Genomic DNA, 2,508 nt, shown 5'->3' with positions numbered 1-2,508 from the left:
GGTAATTTTTGATATTTGATACCAGCCAATGATATTTACAAAACGTATTTCCCACAATTCACCAGTAAACTCCTGAGAAAAAATGTTAATATATAGAAGATTAATACAATTTGATTTAGGGGGGTGTCTCATCATGATTCACCAAGTTATTGACCGACAGCAGGTAGACTGTGTGGGCGGGTTCATTGCCTCATACGCAGACCCAATTGTGGCCCATATAAATCCTGGTCATTTGCAGAAACGCAATATCGCTATTATCGTCAAGGGCGATGGGACAATATGGGGAAAACGAGTTACACAAGAATATCCAAATCAGAATCATGATAGTTGGGTAGAAATTGCAAGGGATACAATAAAGCCACAGAAAAGTCCGATTTTAAAAGAAGTCTGCTTTTTCAACATCAAAAAAGGCAGCTTGTATGGAACCTACATTGTTTCAGAAGATTTTATTCGAAATGATCAGTTCTCGAACGAGCAAGCGTACCTTCGATTCATCACTGAATAAGCACTTTGGCTTTTGGTTAACTTTTCACTTTGGCTCAGCATACTGGAGGGAACCGTCAATTAGGGTCCCTCCATTTTCTTTCTGTTTATCAAAAATAAAGTTTAACTAATCCTGAAAAATAAAGACCCCACAATCAGGAAATAATGTAAGCACCGATTATAAATAAGATTAGAGGCAGATAAATGGAACGAAACTACGCGATCGACTTTATAAAATTCTTTGCCATCCTGGCTGTCGTGATTATCCACACATTTCCGAGCGACAATCAGCTTGGGTATTTCATTCTCGATAACTTTGCCAGATTTGCGGTGCCTTTTTTCTTTGCCGCCTCTGGTTATTTGTTCGGATTAAAGGTGATCAATACTCCAAAATCGTTGGCCTATTTTAAAAAATACACCATCAAAATCCTGAAAATATATGTTACCTGGTTTGTTTTTTATATGGCTTATGATGTCATGAAGATTTTGCTGAACGCGGGGAATGTTTCTAGTGAACTTGCTAAGTATTTAGAGGGATTAACTCCGCTCAATCTCTTTTACTACGGGCAAGGAACAAGCGGCTATCAATTGTGGTTTGTGATTTCATTGGTATGGAGTACCGTCATTTTATACTTCTTTTACAGGCTGAAAAAAATAAAGCTGCTGCTGATAATCGCGTTCTGCCTAAACCTTTTGGGGCTGTTTGGACAATCCTACTCCATTTTCGATCCATTGCCAGTAAGCACAACCCGGGCCGCCTTATATATAAGCTTGTTTTATACCACTTTAGGATTCTGGTTTGCCTTTGCTAAGCCAAACATTCGGTCATTGAATAAGAAGACATACTTCTTTTGGTTTTTCTGCTTCTCTGCCCTGCAATTCGCTGAAGGCTATGCATTTGAAAAAGTGTTAGAGGCAAAACATGGAGAGTATTTTCTATCAACGATTTTTCTTACCGTTTTTCTGTTTTCATTCGCATTAAGCAGCCCACAGCTCGGAAAAGGATTATTCATAACCAGAATCGGCGGCAACGCGCTCGGCATCTATGCAATCCATGTTTTCTTCATCGATCTGAACGACATGATGTTCAAAAAATTAGGACTCGAGCAAAGCTCCCATCATCTACTGCTGAACATCATCGACGCATTTCTCGTTTTCACCTTATCCTATCTAACCTATGAAGCATGGGGACGTATCTTGCGCTTCATTAAACATAAAAAGGGAACATGAGAACCGTCCCCATGTTCCTCTTCCTTATTGAATCATGCGCAGGAATTGTTTTGTCCGTTCGGCTTTTGGATTGGTGAAGATATCTTCCGGTTTGCCGCGTTCGACGATGACGCCGCCGTCCATGAAGATGACTTCATCGGCAGCTTCCTGAGCAAAGCGCATTTCATGGGTTACGACGACCATGGTCATGCCTTCGTTGGCGAGATCTTTCATAACCTTTAGAACTTCTCCGACCAATTCTGGATCCAATGCGGATGTTGGTTCGTCGAATAGCATGACCTCCGGTTCCATCGCAAGCGCCCTTGCAATCCCGACACGCTGCTGCTGGCCTCCTGATAGCTGAAACGGGTAATAATCCTTTTTGTCGGAGAGCCCGACTTTCTCAAGGAAGTATTCCGCTTTCTGGCGGGCCTTGAGCTTCGGCTCTTTTTTTACCGTAACCGGACCTTCCATTACATTCTCCAGTGCCGTCATATGTGGAAAGAGATTATATCCTTGAAAAACCATCCCGGTCAGACGGCGGAAGGTGGAAACAGCTTTTGGCGCAGCCTTTGCGGAAAAGTTCATTTTCTGCTCGCCAATCGTGATCAAGCCTTCCGTAGGTGTTTCAAGGACATTCAGGCAGCGGAGAAAAGTGGTTTTGCCAGATCCAGATGGTCCGATAATAACGACGACCTTTCCTTTCTCTATGTCCAGGTCAATTCCTTTTAAAACTTCCAGCTGGTCGAATGATTTTTTTAACCCTTTAATTGAAATCATGAAGATCCCCCTTTCCTCTCTGGTCTACCGTGATAC

General features: G+C 42.1%; 3 protein-coding genes. 2 read left to right on the top strand and 1 reads right to left on the bottom strand.

The features are described 5' to 3' along the window. Window positions 1-133: 133 nt before the first annotated feature. On the top strand, window positions 134-505 hold the full coding sequence (locus WB217_RS04770) for a hypothetical protein (RefSeq protein WP_423991141.1): 372 nt from the start codon (window positions 134-136) through the stop codon (window positions 503-505). A gap of 182 nt (window positions 506-687) precedes the next feature. Continuing rightward, on the top strand, window positions 688-1,713 hold the full coding sequence (locus WB217_RS04765) for an acyltransferase (RefSeq protein ID WP_423991138.1): 1,026 nt from the start codon (window positions 688-690) through the stop codon (window positions 1,711-1,713). Window positions 1,714-1,737: 24 nt separating this feature from the next. Here the strand turns inward: WB217_RS04765 and WB217_RS04760 are convergent, their stop codons facing one another. Then, complete coding sequence (locus WB217_RS04760) at window positions 1,738-2,472, bottom strand: amino acid ABC transporter ATP-binding protein (protein WP_423991136.1); 735 nt, start codon at window positions 2,470-2,472, stop codon at window positions 1,738-1,740. Window positions 2,473-2,508 lie beyond the last annotated feature (36 nt).

Source organism: Mesobacillus sp., from assembly GCF_049588175.1.
GTDB lineage: Bacteria > Bacillota > Bacilli > Bacillales > Cytobacillaceae > Mesobacillus.
This window is presented reverse-complemented; position numbering and strand designations above follow the sequence as displayed.